Below are 15,714 nucleotides of genomic sequence, written 5' to 3'. Positions count from 1 at the left end.
CGCTCGGCGCCGATCCGTTCGGCCAGCACCACGATGCGCTTGGCCTTGGCCGGCCCGACGAGATTGACGATGCGCGGCAACGAGCCCCAACTCATGTTCATGCCGCGCTCGATCTCCGGCACGTAAAGGGTGGCGCTCCGCCCGACGACCCTGAGGTCGAGCGAGACGGCGAGGGCGACGCCGCCGCCGACGCACCAGCCTTCGATGGCCGCGACGGTCAAGGCCTCGATCTCGGCCCAGGCGCGGCACATGCGCGGGCCGATCGACAGAAGTTCGCGCCGTTCGGCAAGGCCGACCTCGAGCCGCCCGCCGGCCGCCTTGAGGTCGAAGCCGAGCGAGAACCGGTCCGGCCGCCCGGCAAGCACCACCGCGGTCAGGTCGCGGTCGCGCTGCAGCGCCAGCGCGCAGTCGTGGAGGGCCTGCATGGCCTCGATCGAGAGCGCATTGGCCGGGGTCCCGGTGTCGAAGCCGATCTCGGCCAGACGGCCGTCCATGGCGCGGGTGATGGTGAGGGGCTGAGCCTGCATGGCCTTGCGCTTTCTTGCGGGTCGCGGAATGCCGCCGATCAGAGGCGCATAGGCGCGGCAAGGCAAGATGGCCGTTCAGGAACCCCGCGCAAGAGCGGCCGGCCGCCGCATCTGTCAGGCACGGGTCCGGGCGTTGACCCAGACGACCCGGCTCTCGCCCTCCGCGGCATTGGCGAAACCGTGCGGCCGGGAGCTTTCGAACCGGAAGCTGTCGCCGGCCTTGAGCGTCCAGGAGCGGTCGTCGACGGTCAGGGTGATGGCGCCCTCGAGGACGAGGCCCGCCTCCTCGCCGAGATGGCTGTAGGGCTCGGCGCCCGTCGAGGCGCCGGGCGCCAGGATGATCATGAAGACGTTGAGGGCGGCATCCGGCCCGTCGGGCGTCAGGAGCTGCTTGACGATGCCCGAGCGCCAGAGCTGCAGCACGCTGCGCTGATCGGCGTGCACGACCACGGCCTGGCCATCCTCGACGGGGGCCCGCGCCTCGAACAGGCCGGCGATGGGCAGGCCCAGCGCGTCGGCGAGCGAGGCGAGGGCCTTCAGCGAGGGCGAGGAGAGGCCGCGCTCGATCTGGCTGACGAAACCGATCGAAAGGTTCGCCTTGGCGGCGACCGTCTCCAGCGACAGGCCCTTGGCCTGACGCAGGGCGCGAATGCGCGCGCCCACCTCACGGTCGACGGTCGCGGGCAGGGGGAGGACCGAGCCTGGCATGTTGGCATTCCCGGGGTGATGCACTGCTATTTCATATTAGTGAAATCCACTTGCAAGCAAGCCCGGATCGTGCGCAGGATTTCATGACAATGAAAAAAGCCGGCGCAATCCAGCAGAGGAAGCCAGTCATGACGCGCGCCATCGAACGTCGCACATTCCTTGCCGCCGCGGGGGCGGGCCTCGCCGCCGCCGCGATCCGCCCGTCCCACGCCCAGCGCCAGAGGCTGCGCGTCGGCTCGACGCCGACGGGCGTTCCCTTCACCTTCCTGGACACGGCGACCAACACCATCCAGGGCATCATGGTCGACCTGATCACCGAGGTCGGCAAGGATGCCGGCTTCGACGTCGCGGTCGAGCCGATGCAGTTTTCGGCGCTGATCGGCGCGCTCACGTCCAACCGCATCGACATCATCTCGGCCGCCATGTTCGCGACCGATCAGCGCCGGCAGGTGATCGACTTCTCCGACACGGTCTACACCTATGGCGAAGGCCTGATGGTGCCGAAGACCGACACGACCGACTATGCCGACCTTGCCGGCCTCAAGGGCAAGGTTGCCGGCGTGCAGGCCGGCACCGCCTTCGTCGAGCCCCTGAAGGCGTCGGGCGTCTTTTCCGACGTGCGCATCTACGAGAGCATTCCCGACATCATGCGCGACGTGAATACCGGCCGGCTCGGCGCCGGCTTCGCCGATTTCCCGATCGCCGCCTACAACCTGCAGCTCGGCAGGTTTCCGGAGGTGCGGCTGGTGCGCAGCTACAGGCCGGCCGTGACCGGTTCGGTCGCCTTCGGCGTCCGCAAGGCCGATGCGGAGCTCGTCAAGCGGCTCAACACCTCGCTCGCCAAGCTGAAGCAGGACGGCACGGTCAAGCGTGTGCTGGCCAAATGGGGCCAGGAATAGGCGCACTTCCGGCGCGCCGCCGCCCGTCGCGGGCGATGCGGCGCGCCCTCGATCGGGCACGCGACCAGGTTCGTTCATGCAGACCTTTTACCGGCAGGCCGTCGAGTTCCTGCCCATCCTCGCCCAGGGGCTCTGGCTGACCGTCGTGGTCACGCTGGGCTCGCTGGTACTGTCGACGCTGCTCGGCCTCGTCTGGGCGCTGATGCGGGTGTCGGGCATCCGGCCGCTGGTCGTGATCGCAGCGACCGTCGTCAATGTGATCAGGGGCATTCCGATCATCGTCCAGCTGTTCTGGATCTATTTCGTGCTGCCCGATCTCGGCATCACGCTCACCGCACTGCAGGCGGCGATCATCGGGCTCGGCATCGCCTATTCGGCCTATCACGCGGAGAATTTCCGGGCCGGCATCGAGGCCATCGATCCCGGCCAGATCGAGGCGGCGCAGACCATCGGCATGGGCTGGTGGCTGACCATGCGGCGCGTGGTGCTGCCGCAGGCGTTCCGCATCATCCTGCCGCCCTACGGCAACATCATGGTGATGATGCTGAAGGATTCCTCGCAGGCTTCCACCATCACGGTAGCGGAACTCGCCCAGCAGGGCCGGCTGATCGCGGCCTCCACCTTCCAGAACAGCACGGTGTTCACGCTGGTCGCCATGCTCTATCTCGCCATGTGCCTGCCCCTGATCGGGCTCGTTTCCTGGCTCGAGAAGCGCTTCGGGCGGAAGTGAGGTCATGGCCATGATCGAACTCGTCGACGTCAGGAAGAGCTTCGGGCAGAACCACGTCGTGCGCGGCTTCACCGCCCGGGTGGAGAAGGGCGAGGTGGTCTGCATCATCGGCCCGTCGGGCTCGGGCAAATCAACCATCCTGCGCTGCATGAACGGCCTGGAGAGCTACGATGCCGGCACCATCACGGTGGAAGGCACCACCGTCGACCGGCGCCAGCGGTCGATCCGGGCGATCCGCCAGCAGGTGTCGATGGTGTTCCAGCGGTTCAACCTGTTTCCGCACCGCACGGCGCTCGAAAATGTCATCGAGGGGCCGATCTACGTGAAGGGCGAGGACCCTCAGGCCGCGGCCGCCCGCGGCATGGCGCTGCTCGGCCGGGTGGGCCTCGGCGAAAAGGCCGATGCCTATCCCGGCGCGCTCTCCGGCGGCCAGCAGCAGCGGGTGGCGATCGCCCGGGCGCTCGCCATGCAGCCGAAGGCCATCCTGTTCGACGAGCCGACCTCGGCGCTCGATCCGGAGCTGGTGGGCGAGGTGCTGAGCGTCATGCGCAGCCTGGCCGACGAGGGCCTGACCATGGTGGTCGTGACCCATGAAATGGGCTTCGCGCGCGAGGTCGCCGACCGCGTCATCTTCATCGACGGCGGCGTCATCGTCGAACAGGGACCGGCCGAGGCGGTGCTCGGCGCGCCCCAGGAGCCGCGCACGCAGGATTTCCTGCGCCGCGTGCTGCGCCCGATCTGAAGGACATCCAGGATGGCCGTACCATTCCCGCTCGCTCCCTCGCTCTGGGCCACCACCGCGCCGGCGGCGGCAGCGACGCCGCCGCTCGACCAGTCGGTGGCGGTCGAGACCTGCATCGTCGGCGGCGGCTATGCCGGCCTGTCGGCGGCGCTGCGGCTTGCCGAGCGCGGCACCGGCGTCGTGCTGCTGGAATCGCGCGAGCCGGGCTGGGGCGCGTCCGGCCGCAATGGCGGCCAGGTCATCCCGGGCGTCAAATACGATCCGAGCGAGCTCGTCGCCAAATATGGCCCGGCGGCCGGCGAGGCATTGATCCGCTTCGTTGGCGCCACCGCCGACAAGGTGTTCGACCTGATCGCGCGGCACGGCATGGACGTGCCGCATGTCCGGGCCGGCTGGATCCAGGGCGCGCACAACCCGGCCATGGTCGAGACGGTCAAGCGGCGTGCCGGCGAATGGGCCGAGCGTGGTGTCGCCGTGACGCTCTACGATGCCGACGGCATGGCGGCGGCGGTCGGCGCCCGGCAATATCTCGCGGGCTGGCAGGACGGCCGCGCCGGCGCGATCCATCCGCTCGCCTACGCGCGCGGCCTCGTCCGCGCCGCGCAGAAGGCGGGCGCCCAGATCCATGGCGACAGCCGGGTGGTGAGCATCGTCAAGCGCGGGGAAGTGTTCGAGGTGGCCACGACGCAGGGGCCGACGGTGACGGCGCGGCGGGTGATCGTGGCGACCGGCGGTTATGGCGACGGGCTGATCCCCGGGCTGCGCGAGACGGTGATCGCGCCGAACTCGTTCATCGCCGCCACCGAGCCGCTCGGCGACAACATTGCCGGCTCGATCCTGCCCGGCGGGCAGGTGATCTCGGACACCCGGCAATTGCTGCTCTATTTCCGGCGCGACCACACCAACCGCCTGCTGATGGGCGGCCGCGGGCCGTTCCGCGAGCCGAAATCGGCCGACGACTGGGCGCACCTGGAACGGGCGGCGGTGAAGCTGTTCCCGCAGATCAAGGGCATTGCCTTCGATCACCGCTGGTGCGGCCGGGTGACGCTGACGCGGGATTTCCTGCCGCATATCCACGAGCCGGAGCCGGGCCTGATCGTCGATATCGGCTGCATGGGCCGCGGCGTCGGCCTGCAGACGGCGATCGGCGAGGCGCTGGCCGACTATGCCGCGACCGGCGACAAGGCGAGCCTGCCGTTCCCGGTCGTGCCGATCGTGCCGCTGCCGTTCCACGCGCTGCACAAGCTTTACGTCTCGGCGATCATCGGCTGGTACCGCATGACCGACGGCGGTCTGAAGGCTTCGACCTGAAACCTGCGCTATCGCTCACTCGGCGACGAAGGTGACCGCATCCTCGATCGGCGCGCGGGTGGTGCGGAAGCCGTTCACCGGCGCGTCCCTGTCGGCGAAGCCGAAGGAGATGCCGCAGATGACCATGCGGTCGTCGCCGAGGCCGAAATGGCCGCGCAGGAAGCCCGAGTGCCGGGCCAGCGCCGCCTGCGGGATGGCGGCGACGCCGCAGGCCTCCGCGGCGTTGAGGAAGTTGGCGACATAGGCGCCGCAATCGAGCGCGCCATAGGGGCCGAGCGCCTCGTCCGAGGTGATCAGCGCCAGGTGCGGCGCGCCGAACAGGCGGAAATTCTCCAGCGTCTGGCGCTCGCGGCCGGCCATGTCGCCCTTGGCGATGCCGACAGCCTCATAGAGCGCAAAGCCGGTCTCGCGCCGGCGCTGCAGGTAGACGCCGCGATATTCGCGCGGCCAGCCGAGATCGGATTCCTCGTCGATCCCCTGGGCCGCCCGCGCATGGAGCAGCTTGCGCAGGCGCTCGGTGGCCGGCGGCATGGTGACCGTGACCTGCCAGGGCTGCGTGTTGCACCAGGTCGCGGTGCGCTGCGCGATCGACAGGATCCGCCGGATGGTGGCCTCCGGCACCGCGTCCGGCCGATAGGCCCGGCAGCTGAACCGGTTCGCCAGCAGCCGGTCCAGAACCATGTCGGGTGTCTCGCCGGCCATCGTGCTCTCCCTCGCTCAGCTCGCCTTCACGAAGGCTTCGGGATAGACCACCTTCAGCGCCGCGTCGCCTGTCCATTCGACCATGAGGGCGGAGGAGTCGCGGGGCAGCCGGTCCTCGGCGAAGGCAAGGCCGTTCTGGCGTGGCATGATCATGGAAGGATGGCCGAAGGGCAGGTTGATGCCGCGGATCGCTTCCGCGATGCGCCGGCGTTCGGCCGAGCCTGCCGCCTCCAGCGCCTCCTTGATGACGAGGATCGACTGCGCCGCGAACATCGAGAACTGGCCGAATGATCGCTTCAGCCGGGCATGGCGCACGACATCGTCGATGAAGGCATTGGTCGGGCCGGGCAGGCCGGGCGCGAACAGGGCGAGGCTGTAATAGTCGCGGGTCAGCACCTGGCCGGCAATGTCGCGGCCGAGCTCGTGCCAGAGCGAGGGATCGGCCGCGCCGGTGCTGCCGATGAACACAGCGCCGCGATACTGCGTGTCGTAGCGCGCCCGGTGCAGCTTGACGATGTCGCCCTGGGTGTTGAAGCCGATCACGACATCCGGCTTCAGCGCGCGGATCTTGAGGAGCGCGGCGGTATGGTCCTGCGCCCTCACGTCGAGCGGCACGTCGCCGGCGATCGTATAGCCGGCCTCCTTCAGCCGCTCGCTGGCGAGGCGGGTGAATTTCTGGCCCGCCTCGTAGTTCGACGAGGCGGTGACGACGGTGCCGAGCTTGCGGCCGCGCTTGGCGCCCAGGAAGTCGATGAAGCCCTTCATCGACTGCACGTAGCCGCGGTCATTGTGCAGGCCGAGCGAGAACAGGAAGGGGGAGGCGCTTTCCGAGGCCATGAAGGTGACCATCGGGCAGGCGTGGGCATCGAGCACCGGGCCGATGGCGAGCGCCTCGGAGGTCAGCACGAAGCCGGTGAGCAGGGCGACGTTCTCCTGGGTGACGAGCCGCAGCGCCTCGGCGGCGGCACGTGCCGGCTGGCCGGTGGAATCGGCCAGGACGATCTCCAGCTTCGCCCCGCCGAGGCTCCTGATGCCGCCGGCCGCGTTGATCTTGCCGATGAGATATTCGACCACCGGCTGGGTTTCCTGGCCATAGGCGGCGGTCGGGCCGGACATCGGCTGGATGACGCCGATGCGGATCGTCCCGCCGGCTTGTGCACGCGCCGTGCCGCGGGCGGCAAGGCTTCCGAGCGCGCCGGACAGAAGCGCCGCGGCCTGCCTGCGATTGAGCGTCATGATGCTGGTCTCTTTCCTGATCGCACGAAATTGGATGTCGGCGGCCGTCAGCGCGCCCGCGGCCGCGGCTCGCCGGCGGCGAACTGGGCGGGATAGACGACCTCCTGGCCCTTGTCGGCGCGCCACTGGACGAGCAGGCCGTAGCTGTCGGTCAGCATCCGGTCGGGGCCGAAGCGCATGCCGTCCGGACAGGCGAGATAGAGGTTGGGATCGCCGACCGGCAGGTGGAAGCGGGCGAGGGCGGCATGGACCGCCGCCGGTTCGGGGGCTTCGGCGGTTTCCAGCACGGCCTGCAGCACGCGGCCGGCCTGGGCGGTCTGCAGCGCCGCCGTGCTCAGATGCAGGCCCGGCTGCCGCTGGATCTCCTCGACCAGCCGGCCCAGCGCCGGCAGCCGCGCACCCGGCGAGACACCGACCAGCGCGAACAGGTTGCGCGTCAGAACGGCATCGCCGATCGCCTGGCCGAGGTCGTGCCAGAAGCTGATGTCGCCATAGCCGGGCGACAGGAAGACCGGTTCGTGCACGGCGAGGCTGTGCCGGGCCTGCTGCAGCAGGACGCCGTCGCGGGGCAGGATCAGGCCGGCGACGAGATCGGGCTTGCGCGAGCGGATGCGCACCATGGCGGGGGTGAGGTCCTGGGCGCGGGTGTCGAGCGGCACCTCGTCGATCACCTCGATGCCGTGAGCCTTGAGGCGGGTCTTCAGGAAGCCGTTGACCTGCTGCCCGGCCTCGTAGTTGGAGAAGGCCATGACCGCGGTCTTCAGCCCATAGCCGCGCTCGCGGTTGAGCCAGCCGGCGAAATCGGCGATCGGCTGCGCATAGCCGCGGTCGAAGGCCAGGCCGAGCGAATAGAGGTGGTTGGCGCGGACGGTTCCGGCCCAGATCGAAATCGCCGGCACCTTCAGTTCGTCGATGACCGGTCCGATGGCGAGGCTCTGCGGCGTCGTCATCGTGCCCATCAGCACGGCCACGCGCTCCTGGGTGATCAGCCGGCGCGCCTCGGTCGCGCTGCGCGCCGGCTGGCTGGCGTCGTCGGCGAGGACGAGCTCGAGCGGCGCGCCGCCGAACTTGCGGATGCCGCCGCCGGCATTGATCTGCTTGACGATGAAGTCGAGGGCCGGCTGGCCCTGCTGGCCATAGTTCGACAGGGCGCCGCTCATCGGCTGGATCATGCCGATGCGGATCGGCCGCGGCTGGGCGCGGACGAGCGGGGCTGCGAGCGTTGCCGTGGCGGCCGCGATGACCGTGCGGCGGGTGATGCTGGACATTGGACGATCCTTCCCCTCGGTGCTCGGTCAGCGGGCCGTGATGGCCGGCTTGCGGGTGGCGAACTGCTGCGGATGCACCACCTGCAGGGTGCGGTCGGCATCCCACTGGACGACCAGGGTCGAGGCGTCGCGGGTGAGGCGGTCGTCGGCGAAGGCGACGCCGCCGGCGCGCGGCAGGATCATGGCGGGATGGCCGAACGGCAGTTCCAGCCGGCCGAGCGTCTCGGTGAGCTTCTGCGGATCGACCGAGGCGGCCTGTTCGAGCGCTTCCTTGATGACCAGCATGGCCTGGGCGGCGAAGATCGAGAACTGGCCGAGGCCGTGCTTCAGGCGCGGCAGCTCCTTGGCCTGCGTCGCGATGGCGGTGAGCGGGGCGATCGCCAGGCTCGGGGCATAGAGCGCCAGGCCGAAGGTGTTGCGCGGCAGCACGCGCGCGCCGATCTCCGGTCCGAGATCGGTCCAGACCGAAGGGTCGGAGACGCCGAGATTGCTGATGAAGATGCTGTCGAAATATTGCAGGTCGTAGCGCGCGCGCTGCAGCAGCAGAAGCTCGCGCTGGGTCTGCAGGCCGACCACCGCGTCGGGACGCAGCGAGCGGATCTTCAGCATGGCCGCGCCGAGGTCCTGCGCCTTGGTGTCGAGCGGCACGTCGCCGACGAGATCGAAGCCGCGCGCCTTCAGCTTGGCCGTCAGGAAGCCGGTGATCTGCTGGCCGGCCTCGTAGTTGGAGCTGGCGGTGACGATCCGCTGCGCCCGCGCGCCGTGATCCTTGCGCAGCGCTTCCAGGAACGTGACCATGGTCTCGGCATAGCCGCGGTCATAGGGCAGGCCGAAGGAGAACAGGTAGGGCGAGCGGCTGGTGCCCGAGACGAAGGAGATCATCGGCACCTTCAGCTCGTCGAGAGCCGGGCCGACCGCGAGCGCCTCGTGGGTGATGATCGCGCCGGCGAGGATCGACACCTTCTCCTGGGTGGCGAGCCGGCGGGCCTCGTTCGCCGCGCGCGCGGGCGAGCCGCCATTGTCGGCCAGCACGATATCGAGCCGGGCGCCGCCGAGGCTCCTGATGCCGCCGCCCGCATTGATATTGGCCGCGACCATCTCGACGACCGGCTGGGTCTCCTGGCCGTAGGCGGAGAGCGGGCCGCTCATCGGCTGCACGAGGCCGATGCGGACAGCCGGCCCCTGGGCGCGCAGCGCGGGGGCGGCGAGGGGCATGATGATGGTGCCGGCGGCCGCCTTGACGGCGGTCCGGCGCGTCAGCGTCGGCATGGGGCGGTCTCCCTCCGTGACGCGGGCCTCTGCGGGCCCTTCGCGTCAAATGGCTGTGAAGTCGGGTTTGCGTTTCTCCAGGAATGCGCGGACGCCCTCGGCGAACTGGTCGCCGCCGAAGGCCACGGCCTGGGCCATCGCCTCCTTTTCCAGGAAGGCGGGGAAGGTCGGGCCGAGCGCCTCGTTGAGGAGCATCTTGGTCAGGCCGAGCGACAGCGACGGGCCGGTCGCGATGGTGGTGGCCAGCGCCATGGCCTCGTCCATCAGGCTTGCCGCCGGCACCGCGCGCAGGGCGATGCCGAGCGCCACCGCCTCGTCCGCCGCGACCCGCCGGTTGGTCAGGAGCAGCTCGCGGGCGCGCTGGACGCCGATGACGCGCGGCAGGGTGTAGGCAAGGCCGAGGTCGGGCGCTGCGCCGATATTCGGAAAGCCGGCGCGGAACGAGGCCGTGTCAGCAGCCAGCACGAGGTCGCACAGCATGGCGAGCGAGAAGCCGGCGCCGGCGGCTGCGCCGTTGACGGCGGCGACGACGGGCGTCCGGCCGTTGACCAGCCGCTCGACCCAGGCATAGGTCCGATGCATGCGTTCCATCACCTGGGGCGCGCGCCGGTCCTTCATGTTGCGCAGGTCGCCGCCGGCACAGAAGGCATTGCCGGTTCCGGTGATGACGATGCAGCGCACCGCGGGATCGTCGACCAGCGCCGGCACGCCGGCGCCCAGCCCGGCTTTGACCTCCGGGCTGATGGCATTCATCGTTTCAGGCTGGTTGAGCCGGATCACCGCAACCGCGCCGCGTCTCTCGATCACCACCGCGTCCACGGCATTCTCCATATGCAGAAATCGATTTTGCATCGTCACCGATGTCGGCGATGCTGTCCATCGGCCGAACGGCCATCGTTGCAGAAATCGATTTCGCATTGCGGCAAAGCGCGCCTCTGTGAAATCATGCCGGCAACTGACAACGAGACGATGCGGGAGATGCGCCACGATGGGTCTGACGCAGTGGCTGACGCGCGCCAGCCGGCAGCGCGGCGAGGCGGTCGCGCTGGTGTTCGAGGACAAGTCCTATAGCTGGCGTGCATTCGAGGACCGGGTCAGCCGGCTCGCCGGCGTGCTGCGCGACCTCGGCGTCGGTACCGGCGACAGGGTGGCGATGCTCGCCAACAGCAGCCATCGCTACATCGAATATTATTATGCGACGCTGTGGGCGGGCGGCATCATGGTGCCCCTCAACACGCGTCTCGCCCTGCCCGAAATCATCGAGCAGGCGCGCGACGCCGAACCGGTCGTGCTGATCGTCGACGAGGCCTTCGCCAGCCAGGCGCGGCCATTGATGCAGGCGGCGCCGTCGTTCCGCCATGTGATCCTTGCCGGCGACGGCCCGGCGCCCGAGGGCATGATCGGCTACGAGGCGGCGATTGCCGCTGCCAGTCCGATCGCCGATGCCGGCCGCGACGGCGACGACGTCGCCTGCCTGTTCTATACCGGCGGCACGACCGGCCGGGCCAAGGGCGTCATGCTCAGCCACGGCAACCTGATCGCCAACGCGCTGAATACGCTCGAGGTCAACGGGTTCGACGAGACGCTGGCGCATCTTCATGCCGGCCCGCTGTTTCATCTCGCTGCCGGCGGACGGGTGTTCGCGACCACGGTGGCCGGCGGCCGGCACGTGGTGGCCGCGCGCTTCACGCCGAAGGACGCTCTGGAGATCATCGCCCGCGACAAGGTCACCACGGCGACCTTCGTGCCGACCATGCTCGGCATGATCCTGCAACTGCCCGACTTCGACGCCTACGACCTCTCCTCGCTGACGCGCATCACCTATGGCGCCTCGCCCATGCCCGAGGCGCTGCTGCGGGAGGGGCTGGCGCGGTTTCCGGGGGTCGCCTTCGCCCAGTCCTACGGCATGACCGAGCTGTCGCCGATGGCGACCTTCCTCGCGCCCGAGGACCATCGTCTCGACGGCGACACCCGGCGGCTGCGCTCGGCCGGGCGGGCGGTTCCCGGCGTCGAGGTGCGGGTCGTCGACGAGGCCGACCAGCCGCTGCCGCCGGGCAAGATCGGCGAGGTGGTGGCGCGCGGTCCGACCGTCATGAAGGGATATTGGCGCCAGCCCGAACTGACCGCGATCGCGCTTCGCGGCGGCTGGATGCACACGGGCGATGCCGGCTATTTCGACGAGGACGGCTATCTCTATGTCGTCGACCGGACCAAGGACATGATCGTCTCGGGCGGCGAGAACGTCTATTCGACCGAGGTCGAGAATGCGGTGAGCCAGCACCCGGCGGTGGCGCAGTGCGCGGTGATCGGCATTCCCGACGCCAAATGGGGCGAGGCGGTGCATGCCATCGTGGTGCCGCGCGACGGCCGGGAACTGAGCGAAGCCGCGGTGATCAGCCACTGCCGGACGCTGATCGCCGGCTACAAATGCCCGCGCAGCGTCGAGGTCCGGCGCGAGCCGCTGCCGCTGTCGAGCGTCAACAAGATCAACAAGGCGGCGCTGCGGGCCCCGTTCTGGGCCGGCCGCGACCGGCAGGTGAACTGAACAGCGGGAGAATGCGATGAAGTTGAGGACCGGCCTCGTCAGCGGCGACCGGCACATTTCGGTCGCCGAGCATGACGAAAGGGTCCGGCGGGCCGCCGTCGGCTTCACCGGGCTCGGCATCGGGGTCGGCGATTGCGTGGCGCTGCTCCTGCGCAACGACTTCGCCTTCATCGAGGCGACCAGCGCCGCCCAGCGGCTCGGCGCCTATGCGGTGCCGATCAACTGGCACTTCAAGGCCGAGGAGATCCGCTACATTCTCGAGGATTGCGGCGCGCGCGCCCTCGTCGTGCACGCCGATCTCATCGCCGGGCTCGCCGGCGCCGTGCCGGCCGCCGTCACCGTGCTGGTCGTCGAGACGCCGCCGGAAATCGTCGCGGCCTACCGCATCGCCCCGGATCTCGCCCGGCCGGCGCCCGGCGCCATGGTCTGGGAAGCTTTCCTGCAGGCGCAGGACCCGGCGCTCGCCGCGCCGCCGCGATCCAGCGAAAGCATGATCTATACGTCGGGCACGACGGGGCGGCCGAAGGCGGTGCGCCGGCAATTGCCGACCGCCGAGCAGGCGGCCAAGGTGATTGCGATGCGCACCGCGATCTACGGGCTGGAGCCGGGCATGCGCACTGCGGTCAGCGCGCCGCTCTACCACTCCGCGCCGAACAGCTACGGCATGAACGCCTCGCGCCAGGGCGGCCTTCTCATGCTGCTGCCGCGCTTCGATCCCGAGCAGGTGCTCGCCATGATCGAGCAGGAGCGGCTGACGCACATGTTCATGGTGCCGACCATGTTCGTCCGCCTCACCAAGCTGCCGCCCGAGGTGAAGGCGCGCTACGACATCTCCTCGATGCGCTTCATCATTCACGCCGGTGCCCCCTGTCCGCCGGACGTGAAGGAGGCGATGATCGCCTGGTTCGGGCCGATCGTGCACGAATTCTACGGCGGCACGGAATCGGGACCCGCGGCCTATTGCACGCCGCAGGAATGGCTCGCCCATCGCGGCACGGTCGGCCGGGCGATCGACGAGGCGACCATCGAGGTGATCACCGACGACGGCCGCAAGGCCGGCGTCGGCGAGACCGGCGAGATCTTCATGCGCATCCACTACTATCCCGATTTCACCTATCACAATCAGGACGAGAAGCGCCGCGAGATCGATCGCGACGGCCTCATCACCTGTGGCGACGTCGGCTATTTCGACGAGGACGGCTTTCTCTACATCTGCGATCGCAAGCGCGACATGGTGATCGTCGGTGGCGTCAACGTCTATCCGGCCGAGATCGAGGCGGCGCTCGCCGCCATGCCCGGCGTGCGCGACTGCGCGGTGTTCGGTATTCCCGACGCCGAATATGGCGAGGCGCTGATCGCGCTGGTGCAGCCCTTCACCGAGGGCAGCCTGACGGCGGAGGCAGTCAGGGCCTATCTGAAATCCCGCATCGCCGACTACAAGGTGCCCCGGCGCATCGAGTTTCGCGCCGACCTGCCGCGCGAGGATTCGGGCAAGATCTTCAAGCGCGTGCTGCGCGAGCCCTATTGGCGGGAGGCCCGGCGCGCCATCTGAGCGCAACGGCCGGCAAGCCTGTGCAATGGTGCCGGCGCCACGGCCCGCGCGAGCCTGCGCCATGCGGCCGCCCGGAGGACGAGCGGCCGCCGGCACCTTTGCGGAGGACGACCATGGCAGGAAGGATGGCAGTCTTGGTAGCGCTCGTCCTGGCGGCGGCCTCGCCGGCCGCCGCGCAGGGCCTTGCCGCCGTACCCAATACGATGGCGCCGATCTACATGAACTCGGCGATCGGGCTCATCGGGATCGATGCCGCGCGCCGTGCGAACGAAGCTCAGGCCCGCCGCGCGGCAAGGCCGGGCGCCGAGACCGCCCGGCCAGCCGGTCCTGCCGCCGCGGTGGTGCCGGGTGGTTTCGGAATCGGCACGGACCCGGCGGTTTCGGAGCAGGTGCGCGATCAATTCTTTGCCCGGTTCCGTTCGGCGGGGCAGACCGCCCAGGCCGTGGCGGCGCTCTACACGGTGCGCCCGGTGCGGCAGGCCTTCCTGGACGCGGCGGCGCCCTACGGCCTCACCGATACCGACATGCGTGACGTCACGACGGCCCATTTCGTCACCGCCTGGATGATCGTCAACGGCGCACCGCCGCCGACCCGCGCGCAGGTGCAGGGCGTGCGTGCGCAGGTGGCGGCACGGATGGAGATCAGCAGGCCGCCCGCCGGCGCGCGCGAGCGGCAGATGGCGGCCGAGCAGATGATGTATGACGTCACCGCCATGCTCTACGCCCGGGAGGCGGCATCGCGCACCGGCACCCCGGAGGCGGGGCGGCAGCTCTCGGCGCAGACGGCGGAAAGCTACGTGCGGCGCGGCTTCGACCTGCGCAAGGTCGCCCTGACCGATCGCGGCTTCGTGCCGCGATAGCGGGGTGGGCCGGGCGCGCTATTTGCGCGCCGGCCGGGCCGGCTGGTCACCGCCGAGCTGGGCGACGATCTTGCGGGCGGCCTCCGCAAGCTGGGGGCCGGCCTCGGCGGTGACGTAGTCGGGCGAGGCGAGATAGGCGGGGCCGGCAATGCCGATCGCATAGATGCCGAGCCCATCGGGCAGCGGAATGGCCGCGCCCGCGCCGTTGATGTCCTTCTGCCAGTCGCCGATCGACAGGCAGAAGCCGTTCTCCTCCATGTCCCGGATCGCCCGGTCGATCGCCCGGCGCATGCCCGGCCATTCGTCGCCGTGCCGGTCGCGGATCTCGTCGAGCAGGGTTTCCCGCTCGGCCTCACCGATGACGGCGAGATAGGCCCGCCCCATGGCCGTGGTGGCGAGCGGCACGCGCGAGCCGGCATAGAGCCGCAGGCCGATCAGCGCCTGGCTCATCGCGGCCTCGACGTTGAGGATCATCAGCTTGTCGCGCAGGCCCAGCGCCGCGGTCATGTTGGTGCTGTTGGCGAGCTCCTGCATGAACGGCCGGGCGATGCGCCTGACGTCGAGATTGGAAAGCGCGGCATAGCCGAGCGACAGGGTGGCGCCGCCGAGCTCGTACTGGCTGAGCCGCTGGTTGTAGTTGAGATAGCCGAGCTGGGTCAGCGTATGGGTGATGCGCGAGACCGTCGGCTTGGGCAGGCCGGTGCGCTCGGCCAGTTCTTGGTTGCCGAGACGGCCTTCGCCTGGACGGAACGCGGCGAGCACGTCGAGCCCGCGCGCGAGCGCCGTGACGAACTGCCGGTCGCCGCCTTCGCCGCCGTCGAGGTCGTCCTCCTCGCGCATCCGCGGCCGGCGGGTGGCATGGCGCGAGGCGCCGGTGCTCCTGGCCGCCTCGCGCGGGCTTCGCGCCTCGGCGGCCACGGCGCGGGGGGCAACCGCCTTCACGGCACGCTTGCCGGCGGCCGCGATCACGGCCGCTTCCGACCCGCCGTCCTTGTCGAGCGGACGGGCCTCGCCGCTGTTCTTGGACTTGCCGCCATTCTTGGTCTTGGCGAGATTCCTGGCCGGCGAGGGGCTGCGCGGCATCGTGGTTCGGTCCTTTCGGTGGCGCGGCCCGCCGGCGCGAACGGCATGGATTGCGAAGCGTGGTTTCGCCGGGGCGCAAAGGCCGTCGATCGAACCGTGGAGGCGCCGTTTTTGCGGCGTCCCGCGGCGAGATCTATTGACTTCGCAGCGATCCGACAAGCCCGCCTATCGTCCCATCGACCAATGTCGCATTTCGTATTGCAGAAATCAATTCCGCATGTGTTAGCCTGCGGGTCATCGTGCGGGGGCTGCGCAGGGCGGCCCCGTGCCGGGACCCGAGCT

The 15,714-nt window shown here is 69.6% G+C and carries 15 protein-coding genes; 7 read left to right on the top strand and 8 right to left on the bottom strand.

All coding sequences use genetic code 11. The features are described from left to right. Together OZ671_RS16785 and OZ671_RS16780 are read right to left on the bottom strand one after the other, a co-directional pair. The coding region (locus OZ671_RS16785; RefSeq protein WP_268861814.1) for an enoyl-CoA hydratase/isomerase family protein at positions 1 to 527 on the bottom strand (527 nt) is incomplete at its 3' end. Between the two features lie 114 nt (positions 528 to 641). Continuing rightward, positions 642 to 1,235, bottom strand: a complete 594-nt coding sequence (locus OZ671_RS16780; protein WP_268861813.1) for a helix-turn-helix domain-containing protein — start codon at positions 1,233 to 1,235, stop codon at positions 642 to 644. A 128-nt stretch (positions 1,236 to 1,363) separates the two neighbouring features. Between OZ671_RS16780 and OZ671_RS16775 the strand changes: the two genes are divergently transcribed. The 4 genes from OZ671_RS16775 (at position 1,364) to OZ671_RS16760 (ending at position 4,917) form a co-directional block, all read left to right on the top strand. After that, a complete protein-coding gene (locus OZ671_RS16775) occupies positions 1,364 to 2,134 on the top strand; it encodes an ABC transporter substrate-binding protein (RefSeq protein ID WP_268861812.1) in 771 nt (256 codons plus the stop codon). 76 nt (positions 2,135 to 2,210) lie between these two features. Next, complete coding sequence (locus OZ671_RS16770) at positions 2,211 to 2,864, top strand: amino acid ABC transporter permease (protein WP_268861811.1); 654 nt, start codon at positions 2,211 to 2,213, stop codon at positions 2,862 to 2,864. 10 nt (positions 2,865 to 2,874) lie between these two features. Next, positions 2,875 to 3,606, top strand: coding sequence for an amino acid ABC transporter ATP-binding protein (locus tag OZ671_RS16765; RefSeq protein WP_268861818.1), 732 nt, complete (start codon positions 2,875 to 2,877; stop codon positions 3,604 to 3,606). Positions 3,607 to 3,618: 12 nt separating this feature from the next. After that, complete coding sequence (locus OZ671_RS16760) at positions 3,619 to 4,917, top strand: NAD(P)/FAD-dependent oxidoreductase (protein ID WP_268861810.1); 1,299 nt, start codon at positions 3,619 to 3,621, stop codon at positions 4,915 to 4,917. Between the two features lie 15 nt (positions 4,918 to 4,932). Here the strand turns inward: OZ671_RS16760 and OZ671_RS16755 are convergent, their stop codons facing one another. From OZ671_RS16755 to OZ671_RS16735, 5 genes are read right to left on the bottom strand one after another with little or no spacing between them, the layout of a single operon-like run. Next, positions 4,933 to 5,619 (bottom strand): nitroreductase, encoded by a 687-nt coding sequence (locus OZ671_RS16755; RefSeq protein WP_268861809.1) that lies wholly within the window; start codon positions 5,617 to 5,619, stop codon positions 4,933 to 4,935. Between the two features lie 15 nt (positions 5,620 to 5,634). Next, positions 5,635 to 6,855, bottom strand: coding sequence for an ABC transporter substrate-binding protein (locus OZ671_RS16750; RefSeq protein WP_268861808.1), 1,221 nt, complete (start codon positions 6,853 to 6,855; stop codon positions 5,635 to 5,637). A 47-nt stretch (positions 6,856 to 6,902) separates the two neighbouring features. Further along, positions 6,903 to 8,123, bottom strand: coding sequence for an ABC transporter substrate-binding protein (locus tag OZ671_RS16745; RefSeq protein ID WP_268861807.1), 1,221 nt, complete (start codon positions 8,121 to 8,123; stop codon positions 6,903 to 6,905). A gap of 27 nt (positions 8,124 to 8,150) precedes the next feature. Continuing rightward, on the bottom strand, positions 8,151 to 9,392 hold the full coding sequence (locus OZ671_RS16740; protein ID WP_268861806.1) for an ABC transporter substrate-binding protein: 1,242 nt from the start codon (positions 9,390 to 9,392) through the stop codon (positions 8,151 to 8,153). 45 nt (positions 9,393 to 9,437) lie between these two features. Next, entirely contained in the window at positions 9,438 to 10,223 is a 786-nt protein-coding gene (locus OZ671_RS16735) for an enoyl-CoA hydratase/isomerase family protein (protein ID WP_268861805.1), read from the bottom strand. A 157-nt stretch (positions 10,224 to 10,380) separates the two neighbouring features. On the opposite strand from OZ671_RS16735, the gene OZ671_RS16730 reads away from it, so the two are divergent. From OZ671_RS16730 to OZ671_RS16720, 3 genes are all read left to right on the top strand, one after another. Further along, a complete protein-coding gene (locus OZ671_RS16730) occupies positions 10,381 to 11,937 on the top strand; it encodes a long-chain-fatty-acid--CoA ligase (RefSeq protein WP_268861804.1) in 1,557 nt (518 codons plus the stop codon). A 16-nt stretch (positions 11,938 to 11,953) separates the two neighbouring features. Beyond that, a complete protein-coding gene (locus OZ671_RS16725) occupies positions 11,954 to 13,489 on the top strand; it encodes an acyl-CoA synthetase (RefSeq protein WP_268861803.1) in 1,536 nt (511 codons plus the stop codon). A gap of 134 nt (positions 13,490 to 13,623) precedes the next feature. Next, on the top strand, positions 13,624 to 14,349 hold the full coding sequence (locus tag OZ671_RS16720; protein WP_268861802.1) for a hypothetical protein: 726 nt from the start codon (positions 13,624 to 13,626) through the stop codon (positions 14,347 to 14,349). 18 nt (positions 14,350 to 14,367) lie between these two features. Here OZ671_RS16720 and OZ671_RS16715 read toward each other — a convergent pair whose 3' ends face one another. After that, positions 14,368 to 15,432 carry an IclR family transcriptional regulator gene (locus OZ671_RS16715; RefSeq protein ID WP_268861801.1) on the bottom strand — a complete coding sequence of 355 codons (1,065 nt, stop codon included), beginning with the start codon at positions 15,430 to 15,432 and terminating at the stop codon, positions 14,368 to 14,370. Positions 15,433 to 15,714: the final 282 nt, after the last annotated feature.

Source organism: Phreatobacter sp. AB_2022a, assembly GCF_026847585.1.
Lineage (GTDB): Bacteria > Pseudomonadota > Alphaproteobacteria > Rhizobiales > Phreatobacteraceae > Phreatobacter.
This window is presented reverse-complemented; position numbering and strand designations above follow the sequence as displayed.

Bases quoted from the DNA above. Each gene is read 5' to 3' on its own strand.
- OZ671_RS16780 (WP_268861813.1), bottom strand. From the start codon at position 1,235: ATGCCAGGCTCGGTCCTCCCCCTGCCCGCGACCGTCGACCGTGAGGTG.
- OZ671_RS16775 (WP_268861812.1), top strand. From the start codon at position 1,364: ATGACGCGCGCCATCGAACGTCGCACATTCCTTGCCGCCGCGGGGGCG.
- OZ671_RS16770 (WP_268861811.1), top strand. From the start codon at position 2,211: ATGCAGACCTTTTACCGGCAGGCCGTCGAGTTCCTGCCCATCCTCGCC.
- OZ671_RS16765 (WP_268861818.1), top strand. From the start codon at position 2,875: ATGATCGAACTCGTCGACGTCAGGAAGAGCTTCGGGCAGAACCACGTC.
- OZ671_RS16760 (WP_268861810.1), top strand. From the start codon at position 3,619: ATGGCCGTACCATTCCCGCTCGCTCCCTCGCTCTGGGCCACCACCGCG.
- OZ671_RS16755 (WP_268861809.1), bottom strand. From the start codon at position 5,619: ATGGCCGGCGAGACACCCGACATGGTTCTGGACCGGCTGCTGGCGAAC.
- OZ671_RS16750 (WP_268861808.1), bottom strand. From the start codon at position 6,855: ATGACGCTCAATCGCAGGCAGGCCGCGGCGCTTCTGTCCGGCGCGCTC.
- OZ671_RS16745 (WP_268861807.1), bottom strand. From the start codon at position 8,123: ATGTCCAGCATCACCCGCCGCACGGTCATCGCGGCCGCCACGGCAACG.
- OZ671_RS16740 (WP_268861806.1), bottom strand. From the start codon at position 9,392: ATGCCGACGCTGACGCGCCGGACCGCCGTCAAGGCGGCCGCCGGCACC.
- OZ671_RS16735 (WP_268861805.1), bottom strand. From the start codon at position 10,223: ATGGAGAATGCCGTGGACGCGGTGGTGATCGAGAGACGCGGCGCGGTT.
- OZ671_RS16730 (WP_268861804.1), top strand. From the start codon at position 10,381: ATGGGTCTGACGCAGTGGCTGACGCGCGCCAGCCGGCAGCGCGGCGAG.
- OZ671_RS16725 (WP_268861803.1), top strand. From the start codon at position 11,954: ATGAAGTTGAGGACCGGCCTCGTCAGCGGCGACCGGCACATTTCGGTC.
- OZ671_RS16715 (WP_268861801.1), bottom strand. From the start codon at position 15,432: ATGCCGCGCAGCCCCTCGCCGGCCAGGAATCTCGCCAAGACCAAGAAT.